This is a genomic window from Aequorivita sublithincola DSM 14238 (genome assembly GCF_000265385.1).
Lineage (GTDB): Bacteria > Bacteroidota > Bacteroidia > Flavobacteriales > Flavobacteriaceae > Aequorivita > Aequorivita sublithincola.
Map to the genome: position 1 here is coordinate 2,420,510 of NC_018013.1, position 13,958 is coordinate 2,434,467.

At 34.0% G+C, this 13,958-nt stretch carries 11 protein-coding genes; all 11 read left to right on the forward strand.

The genetic code is table 11. From position 1 onward, the window contains the following. The 11 genes from AEQSU_RS11100 to AEQSU_RS11150 all read left to right on the forward strand — a co-directional run bounded on the left by AEQSU_RS11100 (position 1) and on the right by AEQSU_RS11150 (position 13,954). Complete coding sequence (locus tag AEQSU_RS11100) at positions 1-1,176, forward strand: glycosyltransferase family 4 protein (protein WP_014782959.1); 1,176 nt, start codon at positions 1-3, stop codon at positions 1,174-1,176. Positions 1,177-1,289: 113 nt separating this feature from the next. Further along, positions 1,290-2,342, forward strand: coding sequence for an exostosin domain-containing protein (locus tag AEQSU_RS11105; RefSeq protein ID WP_014782960.1), 1,053 nt, complete (start codon positions 1,290-1,292; stop codon positions 2,340-2,342). 359 nt (positions 2,343-2,701) lie between these two features. Further along, positions 2,702-3,952 (forward strand): hypothetical protein, encoded by a 1,251-nt coding sequence (locus AEQSU_RS11110; RefSeq protein ID WP_014782961.1) that lies wholly within the window; start codon positions 2,702-2,704, stop codon positions 3,950-3,952. Between the two features lie 61 nt (positions 3,953-4,013). Further along, entirely contained in the window at positions 4,014-5,102 is a 1,089-nt protein-coding gene (locus tag AEQSU_RS11115; protein WP_042491933.1) for a phosphotransferase, read from the forward strand. 10 nt (positions 5,103-5,112) lie between these two features. Beyond that, on the forward strand, positions 5,113-6,165 hold the full coding sequence (locus tag AEQSU_RS11120) for a glycosyltransferase family 4 protein (protein ID WP_014782963.1): 1,053 nt from the start codon (positions 5,113-5,115) through the stop codon (positions 6,163-6,165). Next, positions 6,162-7,496 (forward strand): glycosyltransferase family 2 protein, encoded by a 1,335-nt coding sequence (locus tag AEQSU_RS11125; protein ID WP_014782964.1) that lies wholly within the window; start codon positions 6,162-6,164, stop codon positions 7,494-7,496. Before AEQSU_RS11120 ends, AEQSU_RS11125 begins: the two co-directional genes overlap by 4 nt. Before the next feature lie 99 nt (positions 7,497-7,595). Further along, on the forward strand, positions 7,596-8,741 hold the full coding sequence (locus tag AEQSU_RS11130; protein ID WP_014782965.1) for a glycosyltransferase family 4 protein: 1,146 nt from the start codon (positions 7,596-7,598) through the stop codon (positions 8,739-8,741). A 106-nt stretch (positions 8,742-8,847) separates the two neighbouring features. Next, complete coding sequence (locus tag AEQSU_RS11135) at positions 8,848-9,966, forward strand: glycosyltransferase (RefSeq protein WP_014782966.1); 1,119 nt, start codon at positions 8,848-8,850, stop codon at positions 9,964-9,966. 121 nt (positions 9,967-10,087) lie between these two features. Then, entirely contained in the window at positions 10,088-11,341 is a 1,254-nt protein-coding gene (locus AEQSU_RS16475; protein WP_169313460.1) for an O-antigen ligase family protein, read from the forward strand. Next, positions 11,304-12,326 (forward strand): glycosyltransferase family 4 protein, encoded by a 1,023-nt coding sequence (locus AEQSU_RS11145; protein ID WP_014782968.1) that lies wholly within the window; start codon positions 11,304-11,306, stop codon positions 12,324-12,326. Before AEQSU_RS16475 ends, AEQSU_RS11145 begins: the two co-directional genes overlap by 38 nt. A gap of 236 nt (positions 12,327-12,562) precedes the next feature. Beyond that, a complete protein-coding gene (locus AEQSU_RS11150) occupies positions 12,563-13,954 on the forward strand; it encodes a sugar transferase (protein WP_014782969.1) in 1,392 nt (463 codons plus the stop codon). The last annotated feature ends 4 nt before the right edge of the window (positions 13,955-13,958 follow it).

The window sequence follows — 13,958 nt, forward strand, 5'->3', positions numbered from 1 at the left end:
ATGCGCATAGGTCTAGTTCTTTCAAACACTCCCGCCTATTCAGAAACTTTTTTCAATTCCAAGATAAAAGGATTGTTGGAGCACGGAGTGGATGTTCGTCTGTATTGCCAAAGCAAGAAGGAGGACTTTACTATTTGTCCGGTCTTTATAAGTCCAAGAGTAAGTAGAAATCCACTTTTACAGTTTTGGTATTTTATTAAAGAATTTACGTTGTTGTTGCCGCATTTGCCAGCTGTATTTCACTACATAAACTTGGAAAGAAAAGAGAGAACAGGATTTCTACAAATATTAAAAAAGACCTATCTCAACGCCCATCTCTTAAAAGCAAAATTAGACTGGCTTCATTTTGGGTTTGCAACAATGGCTTTGGGCAGTGAAACAGTAGCTAATGCTATCGGCGCAAAAATGGCGGTGAGCTTTCGAGGGTTTGATATTAATGTATATCCCATTAAGCACCCCGATTGCTATAACAATCTTTGGAAACAGATAGTTAAAGTACACAGCATTTCACATTATCTTTATAAAAAAGCCGTTGGATTAGGTCTGTCTTCAGAAATACCATTTACTATTATTACCCCCGCTGTACAGATTGAAACTTTGCCTTCATTTAAAGAAACTGCAAATAATGATACTATAAAAATAGTTACCATCGCCAGACTCTCTTGGATAAAAGGATTGGATGTAGCGATTGCGGCAATGCGAATCTTAAAGGAAAATGATATAAAATTTACCTATAGCATTATTGGGGATGGGGATAAAAACCACACAGAACGTTATAAATTTATGGTTTATGAGCTGGGGTTAAATGATGAAGTTGTTTTCTGCGGAAAATTACCACATAGTGAAACTTTGGAACATTTATCCACTGCCGATATTTATGTGCAACCAAGCCTTAATGAAGGTTTTTGTAATGCTGTACTGGAAGCGCAAGCTATGGGGAAACTTACTATTGCCTCAAATGTGGGAGGTTTGCCGGAAAACATTGTGGATGATAAAACGGGATGGTTGTTTGAAAGTCAATCCTCAGAAGCATTGGCGAAGAAATTAGAAATGGTTATTTCAATGAATGCTGAGGAAAAAAATGAAGTTTCTAAAAATGCAATGGAGAGAGTGAAAAAGGAATTTAATATTGAAAAGCAGATGAAGGAGTTTTTAGAATTTTATAACCTAGAATAGCGTTAACCACAGAGGCACAGAGGACACAGAGAAAAGTTAAACTCTGTGCTCTCTGTGTAAAACTTTGTGACCTCTGTGGTTAAAAAAAGGTTTCTAATAAAAATGAACGAAAGTTGAAACTTTACTACCCAAAACAACATTACAACAAAGCCCATCGCGGCCTGCTCTTTCCTTTATTAAAGCCTTTCATTAAAACTGAAGGTTTTACGGATGTGCAGCGCATGGTTGGTTATGGAGTTTCCGAAAAGGATTTTCAATTTACTGAAGTTTTGGAAGAGGCTGATATGGTAGTTTTGACTATGGCCTGGAATTACTATATAAAAACCAAGCAAGAAGCTTTAGCCATTGCATTCGTAAAAGAATGTGCAGGTTTAAACAAGAAAGTTATAGCCTTTAATGCGGGTGATTTTGGAGTGAAGATTCCCTATTTCAAGAATTTGATAATTCTTCGGCCCAGCGGCTATAAATCGAAATTTACGGATAATGAATATGCTTTTCCTGCGCTTATTTCAGATCCTTTAAAGAAATATTATCAGACCGATAAGATAGTTGAAAGACCTTATAGTCTAAAACCCGTAATTGGTTTCTGCGGACAGGCCAATCCTTCTATTTTTAACGCCGCAAAGGAGGTTTTCAAAACATCCTTGAGAAATTTAAAAAACCGTATTGGACGATCGAAAGATGAAGTTCAGCAAATTTTATCCACATCTTTTTTAAGGGCATCTGTACTTAAAACATTAAAGGAGTCCACAGAAGTTGAAACTAACTTTATACTTCGAAAAAAATATCGCGCTGGAGTAATCAGTAATAAAAATTCCCATAAAACAACCTTGGAGTTTTATAATAATTTACGAGATTCAGATTATGTGGTCTGCATTCGCGGGGCAGGCAATTTCTCGGTTCGTTTTTATGAAGCATTGGCAATGGGTAGGATTCCGATTTTTATAAATACAGATTGTGCGCTGCCTTTCGATAAAGAAATTAACTGGAAAAAACATGTGGTTTGGGTGGAATATAAAGAGCGCAATCAAGTAGCTCAAAAAGTAAAGAAATTTCATGAAGAGTTATCTGGTGAGGATTTTATAGATTTACAGCAGACTAATCGAAATCTCTGGGAAACGAAATTAACTTTATCAGGATTTTTTAATTCGTTTTTATTAAACTAAATGATTTTTCCTTTCCTAAAATTCCTCCAACCTACTTATTATTTTTGACTATTTAGGGATGAAGGAGTTCAGTTTTCAGATATTGGAAAATCTTCCAGATGGGACTGATGTTTAGTTTGGGACAATGTTTAATTTTGAAATGATTTGCATGAATTGTATTTGACTTAGTTTTGGAAGGGTTATAACGCGTGCTACCTAGTGTTCAAAACATTTCGAAGACTCATAAAAGCCGTTTTTAGTTGGAGTTTTATAGATTTACGGCTTGCTATAAGGTGACTTTAAAAAAAAATGTTGACTCTTTGGAGGATTTCTTTTCTACTTCTATGGAAATTTCTGAGAATTAAATATGAACTAATTATATGATGTATTCGAGTATATATTTTAAGCAAGAGGGAAATGATTTTTCTCATAATCTAAAATCTGATTTTGCCTGCTTTGCTTTATGGAAACCTGCTCGACCTTATAGAGATAGAATCCGAAATTTGTTAGCCACAAACTTTGATATATTGTTGGAAACCGAAATAGTTTGGACGGATAAGAATTTAAAACAAAATGCAAAACGATTATATGAAATTCCTATAAGGCTTCACGTTCCAGCAGAAAAATGGCCAGTAGGGCATGAAAAAAAAATTGGAGATAATAAATTTATACTGTTCGTAGTAAAAGACAATAAACCTGATTATACCTATGCTATGTCAGTTTCAAAAAAGATTGAATTATCTAATTTAAATGTTGTAAAAACAAAATATCAGATTAGAGATTGGATTAAAGACGATTTGAAAGTTAATTATGCAGTACATTCTACTAATAATATTTACGAGTTTTTCTTTCAAGCTCCGTTGATATTAGGAGCTGATATTTTTAAAAAACTTATAGGTGGTGAAAAAATCATCAAGGAACTTATAGAAAAGGACTTGGAAGGGGCTGATGGATGGAAAAATTGGCAAGAAGTTTTTGAAATATTAAATCTCACTAATAATTACCTCGTTTTAAGGGGATTCGAAACCCTACCGATTAATAACTCAGAAAAAGATTTAGACATTTTGACTGATAATTATCAGCGCTTTGCTTCGGCATTAGGCGCTGCGCAACTTTCCCACCAACCATATAAAGGTAATTTTAAAGTGAATAATGAAGAAGTGAGTTTGGATATGCGATTTATTGGCGATAAATATTATGATATTGCATGGGCTAAAGAAATACTCCAGACCAAAATGCTACGAAACAATGTTTATATTCCTCGGAAAGATCATTATTTTTATAGTTTACTGTTCCATGCTAAAGTGCAAAAGCCAAAAGTTAAAGCAAAGTATATTGATATTTTAGAAAAGTTAGCTAAAGATTTAAATTTTGAATGGTATAAAACTGAAAAAATTGAGAATGACATCGCAATGGGTCAAATTTTAAATGGTTATTTTAGGTCGCAGGGATATTTTTATGAAAATCCTATTGATCGCGCTGTTTATAAAAATGAAAGCATAATAAAATTTCTTCAAAATAATAAGTTTTCACTTTATAAACTATGGTTAAAGAAAATAGAAACAAGAGTATTGATTTATTTTCCGACAAGAGTTATTTCAAATTTAAAGAGATTAAGAAATAAGTTTTGATGCGAAAAATTAATTTTTTTCGAATTGGAGCGAAATCTTCTTACCTGTTCTAAAATTAAATTTGAAATATAAATTTGCTAACAAAGGTGCAATAAATTATAAAATGAAAGTACGCTTTTATCGAATTTTACAAAAACAGCTTCACCGATTTGGAATATATACGATATATTATCCTTCTGCGAAATCAATCCATTATCACTTAAAAAGTAAACAAATAATTGTTCAAAATTATGGATTAGGTAAGCTAAGTAGTTCTATAAAAGCTTCTAATAATCATTCTTATTATGATTCATTGCTTCAAAAATTTGTGCCCTCATGGAAATTAGACATATCTCGGGCGTTTTTTATCACCGAAAGTGGAGGAGGAGAAAGCAGTCTAAATACTTTTAGAAAGGTTAGAGTTGATAGTCATTGGCTATTTGAAAAAGTATATTTCAATTCTTGCAATGATGTAAAAAGAATTAAATGGTTAGATAAACATTTATCGATAAGGCTTCTAGAATTTGGCATAAAGCTTCCAGAATTACATTGGACTTTTGAAGGAGAAGCTTTCACTATTGCTTATTTTGATTTTTTTGATCTTCATAATCTAACTAGCTTTGAGGTAGAAAATGATTTGCTTGAAATAGTAAAAAGGTTATATCAAGTTTCTGAAGGAACAACTTTAATTAAAAATAAATACGCAGATATAGAATATTTAAATGATTTTATTAATCACTTTGAATATAAGAATAGTATAAAGACTGCGGAAAATAGATTTTTAAAACATGGTATCTTAATAAAAGAGTTTGAGCAAAAAGCTAAAAAATCTAAATTCATAATTACCCATGGTGATTTACACGAAAAGAATGTATATAAAGGTTTCGTAGTTATTGATTGGGATAATGTTGGATTATATCCAATTGGTTTTGAAGTTGCTTTTATTTATTACCGATTATTAAATTCAGGTAGAATAAATAATTTTTCTCCAGAATGGCTTGAAAATAAATTTAAAAATACAATTCAAGTAAATGATTGGTTAGATTTCGAAAGAAATTTTTTTTATTTTCTTTTTATTTTTTATTCAAAAAGTTATAAAATAGATCAATATCAAACAATAGAAGGAATATTGATTAAAAAATTAAAGTCTTATTCTCACCATATAGTTTAATTATCAATTAATGAAAATTCTTTTTTTTTATACGCATAATCAAAGCTTTCTTGCAGCTTTTTTTAAGGAATTGTTACTCACACTTCAAGATAAAGGTTGGGAGGTACAGGTTTTTTCATTTAAAAAAGTAGGTAATACATTTACCGATCCATTACGAATAGATATTAAAAAGAAGCAAAATTATCTAAAAAACACTATTGAAGTCTTCAAAGCAATTAGAAAATACAAACCCGATGTAGTAGTCTCAAATTTTAGTTATGTAAACCAAGCTATTCTAAGTGGAAAATTGTTAGGAGTAAAAAAAAATATAGTGTGGTTTCATACCTTGACGGAACAACTAAGCCCACGGAAAAGTCAAGTTGTAATAAAATCACAGTTCCTAAAATACGCTTCAGAAATAATAGTGAATTCCGACTATCTAAAGACAGATTTAATTGAAAATTATTCTATATCAAAAGATAAGATCTTTTCTATCCCATTTTGGTCTTCTCTTGAAAATTATAATTCGAAAAGAGAGAGAAGTAATAAAGAGCCGCTATTAAAGATTGGTTGTCCAGGAAGAATAGAAGATGTGAAAAATCAGCAATTAATAATAGAAAGTTTGAAGGATTTTAAGTTGCATATTTCTTATGGACTATATATAGCTGGATCCGGTGATAATGAAGAGTTTTTGAAAAGCAAAATTCAAAATTATAATTTGGAGAGTAAAGTTCATTTTTTAGGTGTTCTGAGTATTGAAGAAATGAAGCTTTATTATGAAGAAATGGATATAATTATACTTCCTAGTAAATTCGAAGCTTTTGGGTTGGTGCTAATCGAAGCCCTATCAATGGGTTGTCCCGTTCTTGTGTCTGAAAATTTTGGAGCTTTGACTTATATTAAGGATAGGAAATTCTTAAATAAATATTCTTTTAATCCTAAAAGTTCTAATGATTTGATATCCAAGTTAAATAATATCTTTGCTAATGAAATGGACTCCTCTGATTATTTTATAGATATTTATCTCACCTATTTTCAGAAGAAGGAAATAATAGCACAAGTCGAAAAGGTAATTACTTTATGATATTCCATTTTCTAAAATACCTCCAACCAACTCATTATTTTCAGCTACTTAGAAATGATGGGTCCTCCATTTTCCCATTAGTACTAAAGCTTCCACAAGAAATTATTGTACAATTAGAACCAGAGATTAAGTTTGAAAGTGAAAAAGCTCGCGAATACGATCTTTCGTGGCAGGCTATTCAGAAGGGATACATTGGCAATACAGAAACCTATACTTCTTTTGAAAAACTTCCGATAATTGATGAATACCGTTTTCTTCGGAAATATTTTCACCCAGTTTGGGTTTTTTATGTTTTAATGTTGCGTATTTTTTCTTTTAAAAATCCTTTTCGGGAAATAACTGCTTGGAAAAAAAGTGACGATGCAAAAAGAAACAATTATCTAAAAAATCCTGTACAGCATAATGATTGGGCGTTATTTAAATCTCCATTTGTTGAAGGGAAACCTTTTGTAAGCATTATAATTCCTTCACTTAACCGCTATGAATATTTAAAAGATGTATTGATTGATTTGGAACAGCAGGAGCATAAAAATTTTGAAGTAATTATTGTAGATCAATCCAATCCATTTCGAGAAGATTTTTACAAGAATTTCAATTTGGATATCCAACTTGTCCAGCAAACAGAACGTGCGCTATGGCTTGCGCGAAATCATGCTATTAAAATTTCTAAAGGAGAATATATATTGCTTTTTGATGATGACAGCCGTGTGGAACCCGATTGGATTAGCAATCATTTAAAATGTCTCGACTTTTTTAAAGCTGATATTTCTTCGGGGGTTTCTATTTCAGCTTTGGGAGCAGAGGTGCCACAGAACTATTCCTTTTTCAGAATTTCTGATCAAATAGATACTGGTAATGTAATGCTTAAAAAGCACATATTTAGGGAAATTGGACTATTCGATAGACAGTTTGAAAAACAGCGCATGGGCGATGGAGAATATGGGTTAAGAGCGTATTTAAATGGCTATAAAAACATTTCAAATCCGCAGGCAGGTAGAATCCACCTTAAAGTAGGCTCTGGCGGTCTTCGCGAAATGGGGAGTTGGGATGCGTTCCGACCCAAAAAATTGTTTGCCCCCAGGCCAATACCTAGTGTGCTATATCTTTACAGAAAATATTACGGACGCCACAGAAGCTTACTCGCCATTCTAAAAACTGTTCCCCAATCCATAATCCCATACCGCTACAAGAAAAACAAGCAAATGATGGTCTTGGGTCTATTTATCTCGTTATTTTTGTTTCCGTTTGTGGTGTTGCAGGTCTTTATCTCGTGGCGATTGGCATCAAAGAAGTTAAGAGAAGGGGCGATGATTGGAGAGCTTGATTCTTAAACCACGGAGGCACAGAGGACACAGAGAAAATATTATGCACTCCGTGTCCTCTGTGTCTCTGTGGTGAAAAAATAAATTCATGATTTCTATTATCTAAATTTGACAACCAAAATTCTCATACTAACTTCCGAATTCCCTCCCCAGCCCGGTGGTATTGGCAATCATGCCTATAATCTGGCGAAGGGATTGCAGGGGAATGGTTTTGAAGTGAAGTTGGTCTGCGATACCCGATCAACAAATGGGGATGCTGAGAAGTTGTTTGATAAAAACCTTTCCTTTGAAGTAGTACGGATTCCAAGACAAAAAATCATTTTTATAAGCTATTTAAACCGTATTAAAACCGCTTTTTCCTTGACTTCAAAAAGCGAAATGATAATCTGCTCGGGTAAGTTTTCACTTTGGTTGGGAGCTTTTCTTAGTTTTTTCTTCAAAAGAAAGTTTATCGCTATAATCCACGGTAGTGAGATACAACTTCCCATAACAGTGTTGCGGAAACTCACGGATTTGTCCTTAAAGCGTTTTGATAAAATTATTGCGGTAAGCAATTACACCAAATCTTTAGTTTCCCATCTTAACCTAAATTCTATTGAAGTAATCCCCAATGGTTTTGAGATAAAGCAACCCGAGAGTTTGCCAAGTAAAAGCAATCCTGTCCCGGTTTTGATTACAGTAGGCAATGTTACGCAGCGTAAGGGACAGCACAATGTTATAAACGCGTTACCTATACTGTTGAAAAAATACCCCGATTTAAAATATCATATCGTCGGCATCCCTACGGAAAGGGCGAAGTTAGGACAATTAGCATTACATTTAGGTGTTGAGAAAGCAGTTGTTTTTTTCGGAAAAGTTTCTGAAGAGGAAAAAATGAAATTGCTACAGCAGGCCGATGTTTTTGTGATGCTAAGTGAAACTACAAATACTGGCGACGTTGAAGGTTTTGGAATTGCGATATTAGAGGCGAATGCGTTTGGCGTTCCAGCAATAGGTGCATTAGGTTGCGGAATTGAAGACGCCGTAAATGAAGGAATTTCGGGCAGGTTGATTAATAATAAAGATTCAAAACAGTTTTTAAAATCCTTGGAAGAAATTTTGAATAATTATGAATTTTATTCTAAGAGGGCAAGGGGCTGGTCTGAAGGCTTTACTTGGGAGAAAGTGATGAGTTCTTATTTGAAAGTTTTGAAAGAACCGAGAAACAAGAAAATTTTAACCGCAAAGGACATTAAGAAGGCACAATCTCGATAGCTATTCGGACACACGGAAATTCTTTGTGCCCTTTGTGTAAAACTTTGTGTCCTTTGTGGTTAAACAACAAGTAATAACAATAATAAATAAGCAATAATCAATAAACTTGAAAATAGCAATTATCTCCCATACCGAACATTATAAACAACCCAATGGAACAATCGTAGGTTGGGGGCCTACTGTTAGTGAGCTGAATCATTTGGCACAGGATTTTGAGGAGATATATCATATTGCCTTTTTACATTCTGGACCTCCTCCACCAAGCTCTTTACCTTATACCTCACCAAACATAAAGTTTATTGCCTTGCGGCCTGTTGGGGGGAAAGGAATAGGAGCGAAGCTGAAGGTTATTGCAAACATTCCCAAGATTTTAAACGCCGTGCGAAGAACATTGAAGAAAGTTGATGTATTCCAATTACGAACACCAACGGGGATTGGAGTTTTTTTAATTCCCTATCTAACACTTTTCAGCAATAAAAAAGGTTGGTATAAATATGCTGGCAACTGGAATCAAGAAAACCCACCATTAGGCTATGCTTTACAACGCTTGATGTTAAAGCGTCAAAACCGGAAAGTAACCATCAACGGAAACTGGCCACAGCAACTGAAACAATGTTTAACCTTTGAAAACCCTTGTTTAACTGAAGAAGAACGAGCAGAGGGCTTAGAAATGACAAAAACAAAGTTATTTGAACAGCCTTATACTTTTTGTTTTGTAGGCAGATTGGAAGATGCCAAAGGCGTACAGCGCATTATTGATGCTTTTGGAACTCTTTCTTCTTTAGAAAAGATTGATAAGATTCATTTTATAGGCAATGGTGAAAAAATGAATTTCTATAAAAAACAATGTGAAGTTATGAATATTCCAGCCGTATTTCACGGTTTTTTAGAAAGACGGAAGGTCTTTGAAATTTACAAGGATTCACAGTTCATTTTATTACCAAGTGATTCTGAAGGATTTCCTAAAGTAATAGCTGAAGGGATGAATTATGGCTGTATTCCAATTGTATCGGATGTTTCTAGTATAGGCCAATACATTAATCACAAGAACGGATTTCTTTTAAAGCCTATTACCGTCCCGCGTTTGGCAGAAATATTAAATGAGATTCTTACAGAAACTGCTGTTGAACTAAAAAGAAAAGCTTCGGATTGCTATCTTGTAACTTCAAAATTTACGTTTAAGATTTATAGACAAAGAATTCAACAAGAGATACTAGAAACTTAAAATAATACATATAGTTATCACACCTAAAATATTTCAAAATATAAAGCCATTATATGCCATAATCTTCCATGTGTTGATTGGGTTTTTAGCATCATTTAGTCGATCGTTGATGTTGTTTTATATGCTGATAGTTTTAGGATATTTCTTTTATAATATAATATTTAAGAAAGATAAGCTGAAATATGTTCTTTTAGGCGCCGCATATATTACGGGAGCGGAAGTGTTCTTTAGAATGACGAAAGCATTTATTTTTTATGAGACGGGTAAGTATGCTGTAATTTTGTTCTTTCTTCTGGGAATGCTTTATTATGGTTTTAAGAAGAGCGCGTTTCCCTATTTGCTATATATATTATTTTTATTACCTGGAGTTTTGGTATCCTACGATATGATTAGTTTTGATGCTAATTTTAGGACAACCGTATTGTTTAACTTAAGTGGCCCAATTTGTTTATTCGTTGCTGCTTTATTTTGCTTTGGTAGAACAATTAGCTTTAAAGAATTACTTAAGATACTTGATTACGTATTATATCCAATAATAAGTATGACGGTATATATAACTCTATATAATCCGAATATTCGAGATGTAGTAACTGGAACTGCCTCTAATGCAGAGCTTTCTGGGGGTTATGGACCAAATCAAGTAGCAATAATTTTAGGTTTGGGAGTTTTTATTCTTTTTACCCGTTTTTTGATACCTTATAAGAACGCATTGGTTCATTGGGTAATGATGCTCCTTATGCTATTAATGGCTTATAGAGCTCTACTTACATTTTCTCGAGGTGGAGTTTTGGTTGCCGGTGTTATGTGTTTAGTTTTTTTAATTATGTTCTTTCTTAATACCAACTTAATTTCCAAAACAAAAGTATCTTTCAAAATAATCATAATATTTTTCATTGCGTTATTAGTTTGGTCATACACTATTTTTCAGACAGGGGGGTTAATACAAAACAGATACGCCAATGAAGATGCGTTGGGGCGTGAAAAAGAAGATGTAACCACGGGGCGTGGAGATTTACTTGCTGTTGAATACGAAGCTTTTAGAGATAATCCGTTCATGGGGATTGGAGTCGGCCAAGGTAAATTTCAATTTAAGGAAGAAATAGGAATAACCTCGGCTTCGCACAATGAAATTTCTCGTATGCTTTCGGAACATGGAATGTTTGGAATTTTAGCCTTATTAGTCCTTATTTTAGCACCAATAATTACAAAAATGAATGGTAGAAAAAACATTTATTTCTGGCCGTTTTTGCTATTTTGGGGACTCACTATAGCACATTCATCCATGCGGATTGCCGCGCCTGCCTTTATATATGCTCTTTGTTTATTGAATTTAGATTATGCGCCCAAAGAAAAACCTGCTCTACATAGGAAATAAACTGGCCGTCCACGGAAAATCGCCTGCCGCCATAGATTCCTTATCCATTAAATTGGAAGAGGAAGGTTATTATGTTATAACGGCATCTTCCAAGAAAAACAAGCTGCTTAGAATGTTGGATATGGTTTTTATAACCCTCAGAAACAGAAGAAATGTAGATTTGGTACTCATCGACACTTACAGCACGCAAAACTTCTATTATGCCGTTGTCGTTGCAAGGCTTTGTAGGTTTTTTAAAATTCCTTATATTCCTATTCTTCATGGTGGAAATCTTCCCAGCCGACTTAAAGACAGCAAAAGTCTAAGCAAAAATCTTTTCGGGAAGGCATTGACGAATGTGGCGCCTTCGAAATATATGATGCAACAGTTTAAAGCGGCTGGATTCAATAAGTTAACATATATCCCAAATACGATAGCGATAGTTGATTATCCCTTTCAACCAAGAGAAAGATTAAAACCGAAACTGCTTTGGGTGCGTTCCTTTTCAGAAATATATAATCCATTGCTGGCTTTGGAAATCCTTGAAATTTTAAAGCTGAAAGGAATAGATAGTAGCCTTTGTATGGTTGGCCCAGATAAGGATGGTTCGTTACAACGTTGTAAAAATGTGGCTTCGGAATTAAACTTGCCAGTAACTTTTACTGGAATGTTGCAAAAAAAGAAATGGATTGCACTTTCCAAGGAATATGATATTTTTATAAACACCACTAATTTCGACAATATGCCTGTTAGTGTTATGGAAGCTATGGCGCTTGGATTGCCCGTGATTTCAACCAATGTAGGCGGAATGCCATTTTTAATTGACGATGAAATTGATGGAATATTGCTTCCGCCAAACAACGCGGAGGCTTTTGTGCAAGCAATTGAAGATCTGTGTACTTATCCAATAAAGAGTATAGAAATATCAAAAAAAGCCCGTGAAAAGATCAAGGGTTTTGATTGGGAAAAGATTAAACATAGTTGGATAAAGCTTTTGAACGATTGAAATTTCAGTAAATTTGGGGGGTAGTTCATAGTTCATAGTTCGTAGTTCATAGTTGGTAGTTTGTGGTTCGTAATTTGTTGTGAATTGGTTCGCATTAAATTCTACAAGGCTAATTTAACCACTAAGGACGCTAAGAAGGCACAAACCCTATAGCTATTGGGATTGTGACCTCTGTGGTTAATAGACATAGAAGATAACATCAAAACCAGAAACTTGAAACCAGAAACAACTTTAGCATGTCCAAAAACAATATCCATTTCGATATCTCCGAAAGAAAGATTCTCCTACGAATCTTGGATATTGTCTGTGTATTATTGTTGCTTTATTTGGTTGGAATTGTTTTTAACTTTGATTATTTCAAGATTAATTCTGAACATTGGGTTTGGTCGATTGTTTTAGCTGCCTATTTAACAGTCTTCGCAACTATTTTTGAACTCTACAACCTTCAAAAAGCCAGTAAGTTTGATGTGGTGGTAAAGAACGTAATCATTACTTCTTCGGTAACAGTACTTTTCTATTTATTGACGCCGTTTTACACCCCAATGCTCCCCACAAACCGTTTACAGATTGTCTATTTCTTTGTGGCAATTAACGTGGCAATGCTTGCTTGGCGCTATGCTTATATAGTTCTTGTCTCGGCACCGCGATTTTATAAACGGGTACTATTGGTTGCAAATGCTTGTGATGTGGAAGCTATTATGACTTCGCTTCAAAAATCGGATCCAAATTACCGCGTAATTGGTTATGTAAATACGGGTGTAAATGATGCTTCCATAGTGAATAGCCTTGAAATAGATGCTATAAATATAAATGATATTGCTACATTAACTCAGGAAATGACTATTTCAGAAATTGTAGTAGGCACCCCAATATCTGAAGGAATGACGGTTGAACTTAACAACCAATTGATAAAATTACTCGAAATCGGAATTCCAATTCGCGAATATACGCAGGTGTATGAAGAACTGACCTACCGAATTCCTGTGCAACATGTGGAAAAGGATTTTTATCGCTACTTTCCCTTTAGCCGAAGTAACCAAAACAAGCTATATCTCTTTTTTAATAGGGTTTTAGACTTGATTTTTTCTATTGTTGGTCTTATTGTTGGAATCGTGCTATTTCCTATTTTAATCATCGGAAATGCTTTAGCCAATCGAGGTCCATTTTTCTACAGTCAAACTCGGGTAGGAAAGAATGGGAAACATTTTAAAATATACAAACTGCGAAGCATGATAATAAATGCTGAAAAGGATGGCGCACAATTTGCAAAAACGAAAGATGTACGTGTTACTAAATTTGGCCGTTTCCTAAGAAAATCTCGCTTTGATGAAATACCACAGTTTATAAATGTGATAAAAGGTGAAATGAGCGTGATTGGTCCACGTCCCGAACGCCCAGAATTTGTTGAAGATTTAAAAATAGAAATTCCTTTTTATGAAGTGCGCCACCTAGTAAAACCTGGTGTTACCGGTTGGGCGCAAGTAAACGCCAAATACGGCGCAAGTCAGGAAGATTCCCTTGAAAAGCTTCAATATGATTTGTACTACATCAAGCATCGAAGTCTTTTTTTAGACATTACGATTATTATTAAAACGCTGAGTACAATTATTTTTTTTAGGGGGCAGTAGATTA

Coding starts and splice junctions, on each gene's coding strand:
- AEQSU_RS11125 (WP_014782964.1), top strand. CDS start 6,162: ATGATATTCCATTTTCTAAAATACCTCCAACCAACTCATTATTTTCAG.
- AEQSU_RS11120 (WP_014782963.1), top strand. CDS start 5,113: ATGAAAATTCTTTTTTTTTATACGCATAATCAAAGCTTTCTTGCAGCT.
- AEQSU_RS16475 (WP_169313460.1), top strand. CDS start 10,088: ATGCTGATAGTTTTAGGATATTTCTTTTATAATATAATATTTAAGAAA.
- AEQSU_RS11110 (WP_014782961.1), top strand. CDS start 2,702: ATGATGTATTCGAGTATATATTTTAAGCAAGAGGGAAATGATTTTTCT.
- AEQSU_RS11150 (WP_014782969.1), top strand. CDS start 12,563: ATGTCCAAAAACAATATCCATTTCGATATCTCCGAAAGAAAGATTCTC.
- AEQSU_RS11100 (WP_014782959.1), top strand. CDS start 1: ATGCGCATAGGTCTAGTTCTTTCAAACACTCCCGCCTATTCAGAAACT.
- AEQSU_RS11145 (WP_014782968.1), top strand. CDS start 11,304: ATGCGCCCAAAGAAAAACCTGCTCTACATAGGAAATAAACTGGCCGTC.